Genomic DNA, 18,040 nt, shown 5'->3' on the forward strand with positions numbered 1-18,040 from the left:
CCTCCTCGCGAATCGGCAACTCACCTCCCGCTCTCGGCGCCGTGCGGCGGGCCGCTCCTCTCCACCTCGGCGACCACTCGCTGCGGCGCCCGATGCGTGCGCCGCGGCCGCTCGCTCTGGCGGCTGGCGTTAATAGCCGAGGCGGTCGAGGAGGTGGGGACGACGCTGCCAGTCGCGCTCCACCCGGACGGTCGTCTCCAGGTAGACCCGGGTCCCGAGGAGGGTCTCGAGCTCCCGACGGGCCGCGGTCGCCGCCTCCTTGAGGAGCGCGCCGCCGCGCCCGATCACGATCCCCTTCTGGGAATCACGCTCCACCCGCACGATTGCGTGGAGCCGCAGCACGTCGTCTGGATGGTGGCGGTCGTCACCGTCGTCATCGAGCGGCTCCACCTCGACCGTGATCGAGTGCGGGACCTCGTCGTGGGTGACCCGCAGCAGCTGCTCGCGGAGCAGCTCCGCCGCGAGGAACAGCTCGGGTTGGTCGGTGATCATGCCCTCGGGGTAGTACCGCGGCCCCTCGGGGAGTCGGGACTCCAGCTCGGCGGCGAGCACGTCGACGCCGTCGCCGGTGAGCGCCGACACCGGGACGTACGCCTCGAAGTCGCCGAGCTTCTCCGCCGCGAGCGCCAGGTGCTCGGCCACCTCAGCCTTGGGGGCCGCGTCGACCTTGTTCACCACGAGCACCGCCGGCGTCGTGGCTTCCTGCGCGAGCTCGCTCACGAATCGATCGCCGCGCCCGATCGGCTCGGTCGCTTCGATGACGACACAGATCACGTCCACCTCTCCCAGCGTGGCCCTCGCGCGCTCGTTGGTTCGCTCCCCGAGCGCGGTGCGCGGACGGTGCAGGCCGGGCGTGTCGAGGAGCACCAGCTGGTGGGCCGGAGTGTTGCGCACGCCGCGGATCGTCGTGCGGGTGGTCTGGGGTCGGGACGACGTGATCGCCACCTTTGAGCCGACCAGCTGGTTCACGAGCGTGGACTTGCCGACGTTCGGCCGTCCGACGACGGTCACGAAGCCCGACCGGAAGCCGAGGGATGGCGACGCGTTCACGACGGTGGCGCGGCGTCGACTCGCTCCACGTCGGGCTCGGGACGCGCGGTCGGTGTGACCCGCACCGACGCGATGCGTCGGCCCTGCACCCGCTCGGTCTTGAACTCGAAGCCCTGGAATCGCACGGCCTCCCCTGGATCGGGAACACGACCCATGAGGTTCAGGACGAGGCCGCCCACCGTGTCCCACTCTCCGTCGGGCAGCTCGGTGCCGAGCTCCTCGGACAGGTCGTGGATCGGCATGCTTCCGGGCACGCGCAGCGCGCCGTCGGCGAACCGCTCGACGCCAGGCTCTTCGACGTCGTACTCGTCCGTGATCTCACCGACGATCTCTTCGAGCAGGTCCTCCAGGGTCACGAGCCCGGCGGTCCCGCCGTGCTCGTCGACGACGATCGCCATGTGGAACTGGCGGCTCTGCATGTCCCGCAGGAGCTCCGTCAGGCGCTTCGTCTCGGGCACGAACACCGCTTGACGCAGCGACCCTCGTACCGGTTCCTTTCCTCCTCCGCTCCGAGCGCGGTGCACGAGGTCCTTCAGGTAGACGAGCCCCACGATGTTGTCCGTGGTGTCCTCGTATGCCGGGATGCGCGAGAAGCCGCCCTCGATCGCGCGCTCGATAGCTTCTTCGACGCTCGCATCGGCCGAGATCGCGATCATGTCGGGTCTCGGCTTCATCACCTCGCGCACCACCGAGTCGCCGAACTCGAAGATCGAGTGGATGAGGCGACGTTCCTCACCTTCGATCGCCTGCTCATCCGCGGCGACGTCGGCCATCGCGCGCAGATCCTCTTCCGTCACGAACGGGCCGGCTTTGAGACCCCGCCCGGGCAGCAACACGTTGGCGAGCCCGATGAGGCCGCGGGACAGAGACCGCATCGGAGGGAACCTGGTGAGCGCGTACAGGAACCCCGAGACGAGCAACGCGGCCCGGTCGGTGTGCTGGACCGCGTACGTCTTGGGCGCGACCTCACCAATCACGAAGAACACCACGATCTGGAGCACGAGGCCGATCGCGACGCCCCAGGGTCCGGCTTGGCGGTCGAGCAGGATGCCGAGCAGCGAGGCGCTCGTCAGCTGCGAGACGAGCACGAGCAGCAAGACGGCATTCAGCGTCTGCTCTGGTCGCTCGAGCATCTCGGCCAGCCGCGCCGCACCCTTGCGACCTTCCTCGGCCAGCGTGATCGCACGGATGCGGTTCACCCTCACGAACGCCGTCTCGGCGATCGCGAGGAACACCGAGAACATGAACAGCACGACCACCGCGAGGAGGATCAGCCAGTCGGCGCCTGTCATCGAGGCGAGTCTTCCCCGTCGGCGTGGTCGGTTGCCGCGAACCGGTCGAGAAGCTCGCGCTCACGGCGGCGCATCCGCTCCGCCTCGGCCGGTTCCGCGTGGTCGTAGTCCAGCAGGTGCAACACGCCGTGCACCACCAGGAGCTCGAGCTCTGCATCGACGGGTCGACCGTGTTGCTCGGCTTGACGCTTGGCCACCGCCGGGCACACGACGACGTCGCCGAGCATCGTCGGCAGGTCCGTGCCGTCCGGCGGTGCACCAGGCCCGCGACCGCCCTCGTCGGGCTGTCGCCCGCCGGGGGTGACTTCGTCGTCCAGCGGGAACGCGAGCACGTCGGTGGGGCCGCGCACATCCAGGAAGCGCTCGTTGAGATCAGAGATGGCCTGTTCGTCGACGAAGATCACCGAGAGCTCGGCATCGCTCGACGAGCGTTCCTCGCGCAGCACGAGCTGAGCGAGGCGCACGAACCGGAGCACGTCGACCGGTACGTCGTCCTGTTCGTCTGCACCGAAGACCGGGGCCGCGGCAGCCGGGATCACGTCGGCTCGGTCGCGCGCTCGTACGCGTGGACGATGTGCTGCACGATGCGGTGGCGGACGACGTCGCCGCGGTCGAGCTCGACGAAACTCAGACCGTCGATGTCGTGGAGGATGTCACGGACCGCGAGGAGGCCCGAACGGTCGCGCCCTTCGGGGAGGTCGATCTGGGTCACGTCGCCGGTGACGACGATGCGAGAGCCGAACCCCAGGCGGGTGAGGAACATCTTCATCTGCTCGGGCGTGGTGTTCTGCGCCTCGTCGAGGATGATGAACGAGTCATTGAGCGTGCGCCCGCGCATGAAGGCGAGAGGCGCGACCTCGATCGTGCCGCGATCCATCAGGCGCGCGACCACCTCCGGGTCCAACATGTCGTAGAGCGCGTCGTACAGCGGGCGGAGGTACGGGTCGACCTTGGCGAGCACGTCGCCCGGGAGGAACCCGAGACGCTCCCCGGCTTCCACGGCTGGACGCGTGAGGATGATGCGCCGAACTTCCTTGGCTTGGAGCGCTTGCACCCCGAGCGCGACCGCGAGGTAGCTCTTGCCCGTTCCCGCGGGCCCGATTGCAAATGTGACCGTGTTCGCCTGCACGGCGTCGACGTAGCGCTTCTGGCCTGCGGTCTTCGGGCGGATCGGCTTGCGACCCTTCAGCACCTCGGTCGCGAGCACCTCGGACGGGCGCTGATCGGCCTTGAGCATCTCGATGGTGCGCCCGAGCCCGTCTCGGTCGAACGTCTGACCGCGCTCGAGCAGCAGCACCAGCTCCTCGAACAGCCGCCCGACGCGCTCGGCGTCGTCGGGCTCGCCCGTGACGGTGATCTCGTTGCCCCGTACGTGGATCGTCACCGGAAACGCGGCCTCGACGATCTTGAGCAACTCGTCGCGTTGGCCCAGCAGGTCCACCATGAGGTGGTTGCCAGGAACCAGGACCTTCAGCTGGGTCGACGACGGCACTGACACGTCGCGCGAAGCGTAATCCCCGCTCTTGGCGCCTGCGGCCGCCTCAAGACGCTGCTGAAGAGGGCGCCGGGCTCACTTGCCGAACCAACACGGCTGAGGATCTGGCACTCGCCGGGTCCCCAACCGGCCGCTCGAGGAGCAACTCGATCTCCTCCGGCGGAGCCGGATGCGCGTAGAGAAAACCCTGAGCGTGCCCGCACCCCAAGACGACGAGCTCGTCGCGCTGTTGCTCGGTCTCGACGCCCTCCGCAATCGCGACGATCCCGAGAGCGCGAGTCATGGTGATGACAGCCGTCACGATCGCTCCGTCTACAGCATCGCGGCCGAGGCCGTTTACGAATGATTGGTCGATCTTGACTTGGTCGACGGGAAGCGTCTTGAGGTAGGTCAGCGACGAATATCCGATGCCGAAATCGTCGACCGCGAGGCGCACGCCGATGCCGTGAAGCTCGAGTGCGGTGGGAACGACTGTTGCGTCCATGAGGCTGCGCTCGGTCAGCTCCAACACGATCTCGCGCGGTGAAATGCCTGCAGCATCGATGGCTTGCGCAACCTCGTGCGCGAAGTCCGGCCGTTGCATCTGCTGCGTCGCCACGTTGACCGAGATCGGAAGCGAGCCCAACGCAGGATGTGATTGCTGCCACCGTCGGCGCTGTCGGCACGACTCCTGAAGGACCCAGGCGCCGATCGGAACGATCAGACCAGTTTCCTCGGCCATGCTCAGGAACTCCTCGGGCGCGAGCAAGCCACGCTCGGGGTGCTCCCACCGGAGCAGCGCTTCCATGCCCACACACACGCCGGAGTCGATCTCGATGATCGGCTGGTAGAACACTCGAAACTCGCCGTTCACGATCGCACGCTCAAGTGTCTCCTCGATCGTGAGGCGTGCGTGCGCTCTCCCTGCGAGACGGGCGTCGAACAGCTCGAAGCGGTTCCGGCCGTTCTCCTTCGCGTGGTACATCGCCGCGTCGGCATCGTGCAGGAGCCCGTGACCGCGGGTCTCTCCGCGGCCGACGGCGACTCCGATGCTCACCGTGATGCTCAGCTCACTCCCATCGCCCTGGTGCAGCGGCACTGCGAGGCCGGTGACCATCCGTTTTGCCACCACCGCAACTTCGGCGGGATCTCCAAGTGCTTCGCAGAGCACCACGAATTCATCGCCACCGAGTCGCGCCACCGTGTCGCCGGGTCGAACCAGGGTCCGGAGACGACCGGCCAATGCGACGAGCAGCTCGTCGCCGACGGCGTGCCCGTACGCGTCGTTCACCACCTTGAAGCCGTCGACGTCCAACAACAGCACGGCGACCTCGTTGCCATCGCGCCTGGCGCGCCCGAGCGCTCCTTCCAGCCGGTCATTGAGCAGCGCCCGATTGGGAAGCCCCGTCAGTGAGTCGTGGAGCGCCTGATGACGTAGCTGCTCCTCGTAACGTTTCCGCTCCGTGATGTCGGAATGCAGTACGACTGCACCCCCTGCCTCGGTCCGCATCGGCAAGACATCCATCGCGAACCAACGGTCTTCGTTTCGGCCCGAGGCTGGGTACGCGAGCTGATACCCATCGTGCGTTCCGGCGAGCACCGCACGAACCCCCGCGGCCACTTCCGCAGAGCCCTCGACACCAGCACGCGCCGCTTCATCGCACGCCGCTAGGTAGTCAGTCCCGACCGCGTACCGACCGGCCGCCGCGCCGCTCGCGAGCATGTATTCGTCCCAGGCGGCATTCACCATCGAGATGACCCCGGCCGCGTCGAGCACGGCCGTTGGCCCCGGGATCGATTCGAGCACCGCGTTGGCAGTCCGCTCGCTCTCCCTCAGCTCATCCTCGATGCGGACCTGGTCCGAGATGTCGCGTGCGATCACTTCAGCCGCCACGAGGACTCTGTGCTCATCAACGACCGGAACGGTGTAGTGCTCCGTCCACACCCAATGGCCATCCCGGTGTCGGAGTCGAAGGCGCAGCCGATGGTTCTCGTCCGTCGGGCTGCGCATCATGGTTGCAGCCGAGCGTCGGTCTTCGGGATGGAGCATTTCGAACATCAGCGCGGTGTCCGAATAGAAGTCCTCGGCCGTCCAGCCCGTGATCGCGAAGACTGCGCCACTGACGTAATCGAACCCAGGCTCGGGCAGGAAGCGGAACCGATAGATCATGTCGCTCGCGCGCTCGTCCAGCGCGCGCAACGCAGACTCGCTCTCGGCCAGGCTCCTGAACGTCACGTCGCGGTACTGCGTGCTGAGCGCAGTGCGCGACCCACGCATCGTTCGGTGATCCCGGTGCTTCGTCAGTCGGTGGATGTCCAACGCTTCCTTCTGACATGGAGCGTTGAGGGCGGTGTCTGGGACCCCGAGACGGCACCGAGTCGGTGTCGTGGCCGCCTCTAGCAGACTCACGTCAGATCGAGGCGAGCGCTCGTATCCCCCAGATCTTCGGCGCGCCTGGGCAAACCCTCAACCCAATTTTTCGCGGAGAGTGGCCTAACTTGACGCCGAGCGTGGGATATTGGCCCTCGGGGTCGGGCTAGGAACCCACCCTGAGGCCCAGCTGGAGCAGGTGGGCCCCGAACTCCTCGGGCTTGCGGCCGAGCACGGCCGCCAGCACACGCAGGTCGTCGCGGCGGATGGTCAGCATCCGACCGTTGAAGTCCTCCCGCTGGCGTTGGATCGTCGCCGCATATCGGGAGAGCACCGCAGCGTCGGGGTGCTCGAGCTGGTTCAGGCGCACCAGATCGAGGGTCATCGTGGACGCCATCGAGGTGTCGATGCGGGTCAGGTCGATCTCGACCTCGGCCCCGTCCTTGGGCAGCAGCTGATCGGCCGGCACGTCGTAGAGCTGGGCCAATCGCATGAGCCGGCCCACGGACAAAGCGCGCTCCCCCCGCTCGTAGGCCCCCAGCACGGACGCCTTGAACTCCTGCCCCGACCGGGCCTCCACGTCGTGCAAGGACAACCCCTGTTGGCGCCGGATTGCCCGCAAGCGCTCCCCAATATGGGCGCTAGTACTCTTCACGCTGCTGTACCCCCAACCGTCGAACCCCGCGCGGAGCGTACCAAAGAACCCCGTCCAATGCTCACCCTCCGTGGCCCCCCTCCCTGGGGATGGCCCGGCGCAGGCCCGTGAGGGCCGCCGCGGCGGCCACGGCGGCGGTCTCGGCCCGCAGCACATGGGGCCCGACCCCCAGCCGGAGAACGGGTCCGAACGCCCCGAGCTCGGCTTCGTCCAGGCCTCCTTCCGGTCCGACGACCAGCAGCCACCCGCCGGGGCCGGGATGGGGCAGAGCGTCGGGCGGACCACCCTCGGGGTCGGCCACGACGAGACCGGGGCGACCGGCCAACGTGCCGATGTCGGCGACCGGCTCGACCACCGGCACGCGCGCCCGCCGCGACTGCATCGCCGCTTCGTGCGCGGCGACCCGAAATCGCTCGGCTGCGGCGCGGGCGCGGGCATCGTCCCATCGCACGATCGATCGCCGCGCGATCACGGGGGCGATCCGGTCGACGCCGAGCTCGGTGAGACGGGCAACGACCGTCTCCGGCTTGTCGCTCTTCGTCAACGCGAACGCGACGGCGAGCGACGGCTCGAGGCACGGTTCCATCCGCGGCGCTCCGTCCGCGCCGATCGTCATCGATCCTCTGCTCACGCGCTCGACGCGGTAGGTGCGCCAGCGTCCGGCGCCGTCCGCCGCAGTTACAAGCTCGCCGACACGGAGCCTCCGCACACGCGCGAGGTGGTGTCCGTCGGTTCCCGTGATCGTGAGCTGGTCGAGGAGTGGGCCTTCGACCACGACGTGCGCGGCGGCGAGCTCGCGTGCCGCCCAGCCCGGCTCCACCGACGCCGACACGCTCGTGGTTAGCGGAACGCGGACCGGAAACGCGAACGAACGCCCTTCTCCGGCGGAGCAACCTCTTCGCCGCGCAGCTCTGCGAGGCGGTGGAGCAGGGCGGCCTCCTCGTCGGAGAGGCGCGACGGCACAACCACTTCCACGCGCACGAGCAGATCGCCGCGGCCACGACCCCGGAGCGACGGTACGCCGGCACCCTTCACTCGGAAGACCTGGCTCGGCTGCGTGCCCGGCGGGATCGTGAGCTCGGTTGAACCTTCGAGCGTCGGGATGACGAGGAGCGCTCCGAGCGCGGCTTGCGCGACAGAGAGCCCGTGCGCATAGATGAGGTCGTCGCCCTGCCGCTCGAAGTCGGCATGCTGCGCGACGCGCACGGTCACGTAGAGGTCGCCGGGTGACCCACCTCGCGGCGCGGCCGGCCCGCGCTCGGCGAGGCGCAAGCGCTGCCCATCGTCGACGCCGGCCGGAACCTCGACGTCGATCGTGCGGGTCGCTTGCACCCGACCGTCGCCGCGGCAGTCACGGCACTGGGACAGGATGCGACGGCCGTTCCCTGCACAGACCCCACACGGCGCTGCGGTCACGATCTGACCCAGGATCGAGCGTCGCACCTGGCGAACCTCGCCGCTGCCACCGCAGGCGTCGCATCTCGTGGGGTGCGTGCCGGGCTCACAGCCCGCCCCGTCGCAGCGGGAGCAACCGACGGGGAGCCGGGCCTCGATCGTGTGGGTGGTGCCGAAGGCCGCCTGCTCGAGGGTCAGTTGCACCACCGCTTCCGCGTCAGGACCGCGGCTCGGGCCCGCGCCGCGACGTGAGCCGAAGGGGTCGCCGCCGAAGAACGCGTCGAAGAGATCACCGAAGCCGAACGCGTCACCACCAGGGGTTCCCGCGCGCGCCTGGCCTTCGCCGAAGAGGTCGTAGCGCCGTCGACGCTCCGGGTCGCGCAGCGTCTCGTAGGCAAGGGAGATCTCCTTGAAGCGCTCCTCGGCCTCGGGATCGTTGTGCCCGCTGTCGGGGTGGTACTTGCGCGCGAGGTCGCGGAAGGCGCGCTTCAGATCGTCCTCGGTCGCGGACCGACTGACGCCGAGGACCTCGTACAGGTCTCGGGTCACGACAGGTGCCGGCCGAGCTGCTGCGACACCGCCGTGACCGCGGCCAGCGCGTGCCGGTAGTCCATGCGCGTGGGACCGAGCACACCGACGATGCCGGCGCCGCCACCCTCGGCCTCGTAAGGAGCGAGCACGATCGAGCAGTCGCGCAGCTCGTCGAGACGGTTCTCGGATCCGATGCTGACCATGAGCCCGCGGTCGAGCAGCTCACGCACGAGTGACACCACCACGACTTGGTGCTCGAGCATCTCGAGGAGCCTGGCCGCGCTCTCGGTCGTGGCGAACGCCTCGTGCTCGGCGGCGAGCCGGCTCACGCCACCTACGTACAGAGGCTCCGACACGCTCTCCGCCGCGAGTCCGACCAGCGCGTGGTGCCCGGCGGTGATCACCTCGTCGACGACCGCGTCGCCGCTCGCCGGTGCGTCGGGGAGCAAACCCCACGGGCGTCCTCGCAGCGCAGTGTCGAGCGCGGCACCGGCTGCGCTCACGCGCCCGTCATCGGGATCGCGGTCGAGGTGGAGCACGTGCTTCTCCACCGAGCCGTTCGAGAGCACGGCCACGAGCAGCACCACACCGGCTTGCAGAGGGACCAGCTGAACGCTCCGGACGAGCCCGCGGTCGGTCTCAGGCGCCATCACCATCGCCGCGTGACGGCTCACTCGCGACAGCAGCTGGCTCGTCTCGTGCAGCAGATCCTCGAGCGCTTGATGCGCAGACGCGAAGAAGTCGGAGACCACACGTCGCTGCACCGGCGGTAGACCGCCCGTGGGCGCGTAGCGGTCCACGAAGAACCGATAGCCCTGGTCGGTGGGGACCCGGCCGGCCGACGTGTGCGGCTGGCGCAAGTATCCCTCGCGCTCGAGGACGGTCATCTCGTTGCGCACCGTCGCGCTCGAGACGCCCAGGCCGCTCGCTTGGGCGATGGTCTGGGACCCGACCGGCTGGGCCGTCTCGACGTACTCCTCGACGACGGCCTTGAGGATCGCGGCCTTGCGCTCGTCGAGCTCTGGTTGCTCCATGGGGGCTCCGGCTGGCCCCCGGGCTGGAACGGGGGCGCGTGCTTGGCACTCGATGTTATCGAGTGCCAACCCAGGGTCCGCGCGGACCCCTGCCTACGCGAACGAGCCCTCCAGGACATGGCGGCCCTCGGGGGTGCTGCTGCCCGGCGATTCCTCGACGGTGATGGCGAAGCCGCGGGCGCCGCGAGGCCCACGGAAGGCGGCCAGCTCGACGTCACGGCCGAGCACGCCGGCCGACACCATCACCGGTCCGTCTGGATCATCGGTTACCCCCCAGAGCTGGTACGTGCGCCCGCGCGCCACCCGAGGCAGGCGCACCGACATGAGGAACCCCTCCCCGTCCGGCATGGTGACCAGCGTCGCCGCGGCGCCATCAAGGGACTCGAGCCGCAGCGTGCGCGCTCGCGGGTCGGTCATGGCCGCGATCGCGGCTCGTTCCATCCCGCGGTGACGGACGCTGCGCGCCATCGACTCCAACCGCTCGTCCTGTCTCGCGAGCTCGTCGGACAGCACAACCGCGGTGATCGCCGCGGCGGCCGCGCTCGCGGCGGCAAGTCCGGCCGTGACGCGCATGGCGAGCCGGCGACGCCGGATCGGCACCGCGAGCGGTGGCGGCTCCTCCGCCAACGCCTCTTCGATTCGCGCCCAGACGGTGACGGGCGCCTCGGTCTCGACCTGCGCCAGGAGCGCAGCCGTCTCCCGCAAGGCGGCCAACTCCTCGCGCGCGTCAGGTGATCGCGCGAGCCACTCTTCAACCTGGTCGCGCTCGTCGCCGTCGACCGCGTCGAGCGCGTGCGCTCCGAGCAGCTCGTGCAGCTCGGTGGGGGTCAGCTCTCGGCCCACGGTCCCCCGTCCCCGGTCGCGCCGCTGGCAACCAGCGAGTCGCGCAGGCGGGCAAGCCCCGCGCGGATCCTGCTCTTCACCGTTCCCTCGGGTTGTCCCAAGAGAACAGCCACCTCTCGGTACGAGTGCCCACCGAAGTACGCGAGCTCGATCGCCGCGCGCTCGGACTCGCCGAGCTCGGCGATGGCCACGCGCACGTGCTCGGCCAGGCTCAGCTGTTCGATCTCGCGCTCGAGGTCGTAGTCGACCTCAGGGCGGCGGCGCGCCTCGCGCTGCTCGCGCGTTCGACGCGCCGACTCTGCCCGAACGAGGTCCACACTGCGGCCGTGCGTCTGGGCGAGCAGGTACGCGCGTAGAGACCCGCGCCCAGGGTCGAACTTCTCGGGTTCGTTCCAGAGGCGGAGGAACACCTCTTGGACCACGTCTTCGGCCAGGGTCCGTGTGCGGAGGATGCGCAACGAGAGACCGAACGCGGCCCCGGCGTGACGGCGGTACGTCTCGGCGAGCGCGGCCTGATGGAAGCGGCCAATCGCCACGACGAGCTGGGCGTCGCTCGCCTCTCGAGGGTCGTCGCTCACGGGCTGCCTTCCGAGCCGGCTGACACCAGTGGTTCGGCCCCCGAGCCGGTCCCGGATGTCCGGTGTTCTCTACCGGCGCGCTCGATCGTCTCGCTTAGCCTGCCCCCGTGCGAATCGCGACCGCCGCGAACGCCACCGTGGCTGCGTGGCTGCGGCAGGCCATCGACCGTCCGTCGGGCCGTCTGTGGGCGCGGCGTCGCGTCGCCGTGGAATCGCAACGGTGTCATCCTGAGCTCCTCGACCGCCTTCGGAGCCTCGCGGAGCAGCTGCCAGGGACACTCCTCCGCTTCGTCGGCGGCATCCCCGTGCTCGTGCACCCAGGCGGCGTCGTGTTCGCAATCGCGGCCGGGCAGAACTGGATGGTGTTGCGACTTCCGACCCATGTGCACTCGGCGGTCGTGCGCAGCGAGTGGGGCAACCGCGGCCTGGTGGGCGACTGGGTCGATATCGACCCGTGGCTCACCGACATACCCTCGCGCGATGGCTTGAGTCGAGTGCGTGGATGGGCGTTGGCGGCGTACTCGTACGCCGCCGAGCTCGAGCCACGCAGCCGTTGAGCGCTACTCGTCGAGGCGAAGCGCGGCGACAAACGCCTCCTGCGGGACCTCGACGCGCCCGATCTGCTTCATCTTGCGCTTGCCGGCCTTCTGTTGCTCGAGCAGCTTGCGCTTGCGCGTGATGTCGCCGCCGTAGCACTTCGCGATCACATCTTTGCGACGTGCCTTCACGGTCTCGCGGGCGATGATCCGCCCTCCGATAGCCGCCTGGATCGGCACGTCGAAGAGCTGACGAGGGATGAGCTCTTTCAGCTTCTGCGTCATGCGCCGTCCGTAGTCGTACGCCTTCTCTCGATGCACGATCGTCGAGAACGCGTCTACCGCGACGTTGTTGAGGAGCACGTCGACCTTGACGAGATCCGAGCGTCGATACTCCGCGGGCTCGTAGTCGAGGCTCGCGTACCCCCGCGTACGTGACTTGAGCTGGTCGAAGAAGTCCATGACGATCTCCGCCAGCGGAATCGCATACACGAGCTCCACGCGGTCCTCGGAGAGGTACTCCATCTTCGTCATCTCGCCGCGGCGGGTCTGGGTGAGGTCCATGATCGGGCCGACGAAGTCGGTGGGGGTGAGCACCGTGATGTTGACGTACGGCTCCTCGATCAGCTCCACCTCGTTCGTCGTGGGCATTGCCGACGGGTTGTCGATGACTTCCACCGTGCCCGTGTGCAGGTGAGCGAGGTACTCCACGTTCGGCGCGGTGGCGACAAGCGAGAGGTCGTACTCGCGCTCGAGGCGCTCGCGCACGATCTCCAGGTGCAGCAACCCGAGAAACCCGCAGCGGAAACCGAAGCCGAGCGCACCTGACGTCTCCGGCTCGTAGGTGAACGACGAGTCGTTGAGTCGCAGCTTCTCGAGCGCTTCTCGCAACGACCCGTATTCATCGCCCACGACGGGGTACAGACCGCAGAACACCATGGGCTTCGGGTCGCGGTATCCCTCCAGCTCCTCTCCCGGGTTCGCGGCGGTGGTGACGGTCTCACCGACTCGGGCCTCACCCACATCCTTGATCCCGGCGACGAGGTAACCCACCTCACCCGGGCCGAGCGACGCGACCGGTGTCGGCGCGGGGAGACGCACACCGACCTCTTCGGCGTCGTGCATCGCCTTCGTCTGGAGGAAGCGCAGCCTCGAGCCGGTGACGAGCGTGCCGTCGAAGACACGCACCGCGCTGACGACGCCGCGATACGCGTCGTAGTACGAGTCGAAGAGCAGCGCTCGCAAGGGCGCGTCGGGATCGCCCTCCGGCGCCGGCACGCGCTCGACAACCGCGTCCAGCAGCTCCGGGACGCCTTCGCCGGTCTTGGCCGAGATGCGCAGGATGTCTGTGGTCGGGATGCCGAGCACCCGCTCGATCTCTGCGGCGCGCTTGTCCGGCTCGGCCTGCGGCAAGTCGATCTTGTTGAGCGCGGCCACGATCGTGAGGTCGGCGTCGAGCGCGGCGTAGCAGTTGGCCAAAGTCTGGGCCTCGATGCCCTGGCTGGAGTCGACGAGCAGGATCGCTGCTTCGCACGCGGCGAGGCTGCGCGACACCTCGTACGAGAAGTCGACGTGACCCGGCGTGTCGATCAGGTGCAGCACGTGGTCCTTCCACGAGAGCCGCACGTTCTGCGCCTTGATGGTGATCCCACGCTCGCGTTCGAGGTCCATCGTGTCGAGGTACTGCTCGCGCATGTCACGAGGGTCGACCGCGCCGCACAGCTCGAGGATCCGGTCAGCCAGCGTCGACTTGCCGTGGTCCACATGCGCTATGCAGCTCACGTTGCGAAAGCGTTCGAGCGAAGACATTCGACCGTCAGTCTCGCAGAGCGCGCTGCGACCCCTTCGCAGCGGGCTGATACCCTCCCTCGGTCCCACACGATTCGAAGGAGCAGCGCACGCCCTCATGGCGAACATCAAGAGTCAGATCAAGCGGAACCGGCAGAACGAGAAGCGCCACGAGCGCAACAAGGGCGTGCGCTCAGAGCTCAAGAGCCGCGTGAAGTCCGCTCGGACCGCGATCGACGCGGGGAGCGGCGACGCCGCCGAGCAGACCCGGCTCGCGCAGAAGCGCCTCGGCAAGGCCGCCGCGCTGGGTCGAATCCACAAGAACCAAGCCGCCCGCCGGACCTCTCGGCTCATGAAGCGAGCGTCGAAGCAGGCCTGAGTCAGGCTTCACGTACGGCGACTCGCCGCTCTCGTCGTCAGCGCCGCGAGCCGGGCCACCAGCACGGCCATCACGGCATCCGCGGGGATTGCACGCTCACCCTTCAGGTCGAGATCAGCGCGGCCCAGGTGGTCGAACGCCTGGCGCAGGCCGTCGGTGCCCAGCGCGCGCGCTTGGCGCAGTCGGAAGCCCGCGGCCTTCGGGTTCATGCGACCACCCAAGGCGGCAGCTGCGTCGTCGTTGCCGCGGATCTCAGGATCGTCGAGCCGAAGCAGCCGCCGATAGTGACCGTGCAGGAATCCCATGACCTGGAGCGGGTGGACGGGCTTCGGCTGTGACGCACTCGAGACCGTGAGCAGGCGCTCCAGAACCGCGAGCGCCCCCGGAATGTCACCGCGCTCGATGGCATTCGTCAGATCCCACATCGGGACGGCGCCGAGCTCGCCGAGATACGGCTCCACCTCCGATACGTCGAGGTCAGCCCCCGGGCCGTGCACCGCGGCCAGCATGTCGACCAGACCAGGCACCAAGCCGGCGTTGTCGCCAACGTGCGCGAGCAAGAGCTTGGCCGCGGCGGGACGGATCGTCACGTGCGCGGCGGCGGTCTCGCGGGCCAGCACGTCGCTCGGCTTCTCGCTGGCGGTGCCAACGACCTCACCCACGTCGCGCGCGAGCTTCTCGATCGTCGTGCTGGTCGTGGTGGCTCGCTTCCCGCTACCACCCGCGACGAGCACCAGCTCCGTGGTCGGGACTGGGTCGCTGAGGTATGCGCCGAGCGCCTTCACCTCGGCGGCTGCGAGGTAGCCGACGTCGCGCACGATCACCACGCGCTTCGTGGTCAGCATGGGAAGCGTGCCGGCGGCGTTGAGGGCTGCCCCGAGCGGCGTGTCCGTGATCTCCTCGCCGTTGGCGTCGTCGCCGACGGACTCGACGATGCTCTCGGGATCACCCGCGTCGTCGACGTCCCCGTGGCTGCCAGCATCGCCGGGGATCGTGAAGTCCTCGAGTGCGAACGAACGGTCCTCTCCGTCGAGCAGCTCGTCGACGAGCGCCGAGAGCGAGTCGTCGCGCAAGATCGGGTCGGCGCCCTTCACGAAGTGGACGCTCATGAGGCTCTCCGTTCCGCCGCGAGCACAGCCTCCACCGTGCGACACACCTGCACGGTTCCGGCAACATCGTGCACCCGCACGATGCGGCAGCCATGGGCGACGCCGTACGCGACGGCAGCGAGTGACGCGTCTCGTCGATCGTCGATCTCCAAGCCGAGCAGCTCACCGAGGAACCGCTTGTTCGAAGCCGACAACAGCAACGCGTAGCCCAGCCCGGCAAGGGCTCCGCTCTCCCGGAGAAGGCATGCGCTCATCTCGGGGGTCTTGCCGAGGTCGAGGCCAGCGTCGATCGCGACCTGCGCGGGCGCCAGGCCCGCGGCCTGTGCCTGCGCGACACGGTCCACGAGGAAGGAAGACACGTCACCGAGGAGGTCGTCATAGTGCGGCTCCGGGTCGGCCACCCGCGGTCGGAGCCGGATGTGCGTGGCGACAACCGACGCGCGGTGCGCAGCGGCGATGCGCAGGTACGCCGGATCGGCAAAGCCGCTGATGTCGTTGCCGACCACGGCGCCGGCGCGACACGCCTCGTCGAGGACCGTCGAACGCCAGGTGTCGACCGAGATGGGCACGTCCACGCGGGCGTGGAGCGCCTCGATCGCAGGAACGACGCGATCGAGCTCCTCCGCCTCCGCCACCTCGGGGCCCGGTCCGGCCTTCACGCCGCCGACGTCGAGGAGGTCGGCACCGAGTCGCACGAGGTCCTCGGACCTGCGGATCAGAGCGTCGAGCTCGTAAGTGGCGCCGCGGTCGTAGAACGAGTCAGGCGTTCGGTTCAGGATGCCCATGACCAGGGTCCGGACGGTGAGGTCGACGTCGCGGTCACCGAGGCGGAACGACCAGGGCATCTCGGCGGAGCATACGCCCGCGCCGCGCGATTGCCGCGACGAGCACGAATGCGCCGAGCGCGACCGCGCCTCGAACGTCGACCGCGAAGGGCACGTGTGCGGCGGCATCGGCGATCCCGAGCATGGCATCGGCCATGAACCGCGTGGGGACCTGGAGTGTTGCCGCCAGACCGGGGATGGCGGGACCCAGAACTCCCGCGACCGCGCCGCTCGCGAGTCCCCACATCGTCAACGGGCCGGCGATCGGCACCGCGAGCAAGTTTGCCGGCAGCGCGACGAGCGGCATCGATCCGAACACTGGGAGCAGCACCGGCGCGACACCAATCTGGGCGGCGGCCGTCGTGGCGAGGCCCTCACGAAGCCACTGCGGACCGCGCAGACGTGCGGCGAACGGCGCCGCGAGCAACGCGATGCCGAGGCTCGCACCACACGAGAGCTGGAAGCCGACGGAGTGCAGCAGGAATGGGTCGAGCACGAGCAACACGGTGACGGCAATGGCGAGCACGCGCGTCGTACGTGCCGGGCGACCGAGATGGATCGCGACGACCGCGCACGCCGCCATGGCACACGCGCGCATCACCGAGGGCTCCCAACGTGTCATCGCACCGAAGACACCGAGCACGGCGAGGGTTGCGCCCAGCCGGGGTCCTCGGGAGAGGCGTCGGAGGAGTGGCCCGAGAAGGCCCAGGGTGAAGGCGACGTTCGCACCGGAGACGGCGAGCAGGTGTGAGAGCCCGCCAGCCCGAAAGCGCTCGAGGACGTCATCGGGCAGCGCGCGGGTGTCACCGAGGAGGAAGCCGGCGACCAGGGCCCGCTCCGTGGGCGGGAGCGTTGCGGACCCGTGCAGCACGACGCGTCGGATCGCATTCGCAACGCGCACATGCGGCGCGTCGGGGCCGTCGAACGCCGCTAGTGAGCTGGCGTCGAATCGCGCCGCGGCGTGGCGCCATCGAAATCGCCCGTCGTAGAGCTCGAGCGGTCGCAGCCAGCCACGAAGCGTGACTTGATCTCCGGCATCGAGGATCGCAACTCGAGGCGCGGCTTCGTCCTCGGCTACGACGAGCACGATCCGCCCGTCCGCATTGCGCCACCGACCGTCGGCGAGTCGTGCTCGTTCGAGTCGAACGAGCACCTGAGTCGAGAAACGCGTGCCGTCTGGGTCGTCGATCAGGTTGCCCTGGATGGTGGCATCGGCTCGTTCGGCGACGGCCGGGGCGAGCGGCCAGTCGTTGAGCCGGTGCAACGCGCGTTGAGTCAGCGCGGCACCGAGGATCGCCACGATCACGAGGACCACGACGACCCGGCATGCCGACGGGCGAAGCAGCGCGGCGATCACCGCCAGCACCGCAAGTGTCGCGAATGTTGGCGCGCCCGGAACCGAGCCGAGGTTCTCGCCCGCGCCCATCCCCACCACGAGCGCGGTGAGGATTGCGAATGGTCCGGCCCTGGTCCGGTCTCGGATCACACGACGACGCGCTCGCGGAGGTCAGCGAAGCGCTTCTCGCCGATGCCGCGAACGTCGCGCAGCTCGTTGACAGACCGGAAGCCACCGCGACGCTCCCGCTCTTCGAGGATCGCAGCCGCGAGCACCGGTCCGATGCCGGGGAGCTCTTCGAGCTGCGCGGCCGTCGCGGTGTTGAGGTTGAGCAATCCGCCGGTGATCTCGCCCGAGGAGCTCGACTCGAGCGTCGGATCGACGGCGCCGGCCTCGCCCAGGCGTGGCACCAGCACGCGCTGGCCGTCGGCGACCTTCGCCGCGAGATTGAGCCGGTCGAGATCGGCGTCGGGCAGCGCGCCCCCAGCGGCCTCGACCGCGTCGATCACGCGTGACCCGGCCGGGAGCTCGGCGACTCCGGGGCGCGTGACTGCTCCCGCCACATGGACCACGACCGCGTCGCGCCGTGCGGTCGTGGCGACCGGGTTCGATCGCGGACGCGGTCGACGCTCCGATGCGACCGATCCTGGCGAGGCCTCATCGCCGCCACCCGAGACACCGACGCGGTACCAGACGACTCCGGCAATCACGGCCACGATCACCAGCGCGATCACACCGAAGCGCGCGTCCGCCCTCCACTCGTCGATCCGGTCTCGCAACAGGTCGAGACCACTCCCCATCCGCGGTCGGGGCAGCATTCGACGTCGATCGCCGTCTTCACCCCA

The 18,040-nt window shown here is 69.0% G+C and carries 18 protein-coding genes; 2 read left to right on the plus strand and 16 right to left on the minus strand.

The features are described from left to right. Nucleotides 1-129: 129 nt before the first annotated feature. From era to WEE69_01390, 11 genes are all read right to left on the minus strand, one after another. Nucleotides 130-1,050 carry a GTPase Era gene (gene era, locus WEE69_01340; protein MEX1143937.1) on the minus strand — a complete coding sequence of 307 codons (921 nt, stop codon included), beginning with the start codon at nucleotides 1,048-1,050 and terminating at the stop codon, nucleotides 130-132. Next, nucleotides 1,047-2,342, minus strand: a complete 1,296-nt coding sequence (locus WEE69_01345) for a hemolysin family protein (GenBank protein ID MEX1143938.1) — start codon at nucleotides 2,340-2,342, stop codon at nucleotides 1,047-1,049. The genes era and WEE69_01345 overlap by 4 nt, the downstream gene beginning before the upstream one ends. Then, nucleotides 2,339-2,881, minus strand: a complete 543-nt coding sequence (gene ybeY / locus WEE69_01350) for an rRNA maturation RNase YbeY (GenBank protein ID MEX1143939.1) — start codon at nucleotides 2,879-2,881, stop codon at nucleotides 2,339-2,341. The genes WEE69_01345 and ybeY overlap by 4 nt, the downstream gene beginning before the upstream one ends. Next, a complete protein-coding gene (locus WEE69_01355; protein ID MEX1143940.1) occupies nucleotides 2,878-3,786 on the minus strand; it encodes a PhoH family protein in 909 nt (302 codons plus the stop codon). The genes ybeY and WEE69_01355 overlap by 4 nt, the downstream gene beginning before the upstream one ends. Nucleotides 3,787-3,883: 97 nt before the next feature. Next, entirely contained in the window at nucleotides 3,884-6,094 is a 2,211-nt protein-coding gene (locus WEE69_01360; protein ID MEX1143941.1) for an EAL domain-containing protein, read from the minus strand. A 259-nt stretch (nucleotides 6,095-6,353) separates the two neighbouring features. Further along, nucleotides 6,354-6,842, minus strand: a complete 489-nt coding sequence (locus WEE69_01365; protein MEX1143942.1) for a transcriptional regulator — start codon at nucleotides 6,840-6,842, stop codon at nucleotides 6,354-6,356. A 61-nt stretch (nucleotides 6,843-6,903) separates the two neighbouring features. Next, a complete protein-coding gene (locus WEE69_01370) occupies nucleotides 6,904-7,674 on the minus strand; it encodes an RsmE family RNA methyltransferase (GenBank protein ID MEX1143943.1) in 771 nt (256 codons plus the stop codon). Between the two features lie 8 nt (nucleotides 7,675-7,682). Further along, nucleotides 7,683-8,786 (minus strand): J domain-containing protein, encoded by a 1,104-nt coding sequence (locus WEE69_01375; protein ID MEX1143944.1) that lies wholly within the window; start codon nucleotides 8,784-8,786, stop codon nucleotides 7,683-7,685. Beyond that, complete coding sequence (gene hrcA / locus WEE69_01380) at nucleotides 8,783-9,802, minus strand: heat-inducible transcriptional repressor HrcA (protein ID MEX1143945.1); 1,020 nt, start codon at nucleotides 9,800-9,802, stop codon at nucleotides 8,783-8,785. The genes WEE69_01375 and hrcA overlap by 4 nt, the downstream gene beginning before the upstream one ends. Before the next feature lie 93 nt (nucleotides 9,803-9,895). Next, nucleotides 9,896-10,645, minus strand: coding sequence for an anti-sigma factor (locus tag WEE69_01385; protein MEX1143946.1), 750 nt, complete (start codon nucleotides 10,643-10,645; stop codon nucleotides 9,896-9,898). Beyond that, nucleotides 10,630-11,223 carry a sigma-70 family RNA polymerase sigma factor gene (locus WEE69_01390; protein MEX1143947.1) on the minus strand — a complete coding sequence of 198 codons (594 nt, stop codon included), beginning with the start codon at nucleotides 11,221-11,223 and terminating at the stop codon, nucleotides 10,630-10,632. The genes WEE69_01385 and WEE69_01390 overlap by 16 nt, the downstream gene beginning before the upstream one ends. Before the next feature lie 107 nt (nucleotides 11,224-11,330). On the opposite strand from WEE69_01390, the gene WEE69_01395 reads away from it, so the two are divergent. Then, complete coding sequence (locus WEE69_01395) at nucleotides 11,331-11,780, plus strand: hypothetical protein (GenBank protein ID MEX1143948.1); 450 nt, start codon at nucleotides 11,331-11,333, stop codon at nucleotides 11,778-11,780. Between the two features lie 3 nt (nucleotides 11,781-11,783). On the opposite strand, the gene lepA is transcribed toward WEE69_01395, so the two are convergent. Next, nucleotides 11,784-13,568, minus strand: a complete 1,785-nt coding sequence (gene lepA, locus WEE69_01400) for a translation elongation factor 4 (protein ID MEX1143949.1) — start codon at nucleotides 13,566-13,568, stop codon at nucleotides 11,784-11,786. Between the two features lie 97 nt (nucleotides 13,569-13,665). Here lepA and rpsT point away from each other — a divergent pair, with 97 nt between their 5' ends. Next, entirely contained in the window at nucleotides 13,666-13,926 is a 261-nt protein-coding gene (gene rpsT / locus WEE69_01405) for a 30S ribosomal protein S20 (protein MEX1143950.1), read from the plus strand. An 8-nt stretch (nucleotides 13,927-13,934) separates the two neighbouring features. On the opposite strand, the gene WEE69_01410 is transcribed toward rpsT, so the two are convergent. From WEE69_01410 to WEE69_01425, 4 genes are read right to left on the minus strand one after another with little or no spacing between them, the layout of a single operon-like run. Then, nucleotides 13,935-15,035 carry a hypothetical protein gene (locus tag WEE69_01410; GenBank protein MEX1143951.1) on the minus strand — a complete coding sequence of 367 codons (1,101 nt, stop codon included), beginning with the start codon at nucleotides 15,033-15,035 and terminating at the stop codon, nucleotides 13,935-13,937. Then, a complete protein-coding gene (gene folP / locus WEE69_01415) occupies nucleotides 15,032-15,880 on the minus strand; it encodes a dihydropteroate synthase (GenBank protein ID MEX1143952.1) in 849 nt (282 codons plus the stop codon). The genes WEE69_01410 and folP overlap by 4 nt, the downstream gene beginning before the upstream one ends. After that, nucleotides 15,855-17,345 (minus strand): ComEC/Rec2 family competence protein, encoded by a 1,491-nt coding sequence (locus tag WEE69_01420; protein MEX1143953.1) that lies wholly within the window; start codon nucleotides 17,343-17,345, stop codon nucleotides 15,855-15,857. The genes folP and WEE69_01420 overlap by 26 nt, the downstream gene beginning before the upstream one ends. Then, the gene (locus WEE69_01425; protein MEX1143954.1) at nucleotides 17,342-18,013 is read right to left on the minus strand and encodes a helix-hairpin-helix domain-containing protein; all 672 of its coding nucleotides are present in this window, start codon (nucleotides 18,011-18,013) and stop codon (nucleotides 17,342-17,344) included. The genes WEE69_01420 and WEE69_01425 overlap by 4 nt, the downstream gene beginning before the upstream one ends. Nucleotides 18,014-18,040: the final 27 nt, after the last annotated feature.

The organism is Acidimicrobiia bacterium (assembly GCA_040881685.1).
Taxonomy (GTDB): Bacteria; Actinomycetota; Acidimicrobiia; order IMCC26256; family PALSA-555; genus SHVJ01.